The sequence below is a fragment of the Microseira wollei NIES-4236 genome (assembly GCF_020521235.1).
Taxonomy (GTDB): domain Bacteria; phylum Cyanobacteriota; class Cyanobacteriia; order Cyanobacteriales; family Aerosakkonemataceae; genus Microseira; species Microseira wollei.
Genome location: NZ_BLAY01000631.1, coordinates 1 through 322, shown reverse-complemented (window position 1 = coordinate 322; position 322 = coordinate 1). Strand labels below are relative to the sequence as shown.

Here is a 322-nt window from a genome sequence, read left to right as displayed (position 1 = left end):
GGACAGAGAATTGAACGATACCAAGTTTCGTAAGGCGTTGCAGTTGGCGGATTAGCAGTAAGAATTACCTCGCCATTGGCACCCCTAACCCACCCAGTTGCTTCTACAATTTCGCTAGGAATAGGCGGCTCCCCTGCCCCTCTGCCCTCCTGCACCTGTGGGTTAGGAGTAACCCAATCAACCTCAATGGCATTTTGGGAAAGTGCTTCTCTGGGAGTCGGTGGAATGCCGCCCCGTCCGGTGATGAAAAATTCGTTATCTGCAAACCTTGTACCTGTAGGACAATCTTGAACGATTTGCCGGGTGGCATCAACCACTTCAA

At 51.2% G+C, this 322-nt stretch carries 1 pseudogene; it reads right to left on the bottom strand.

The window, feature by feature from the left end:
• A pseudogene (locus tag MiSe_RS50085) lies at positions 1–322 on the bottom strand (filamentous hemagglutinin N-terminal domain-containing protein); the annotation flags it as partial.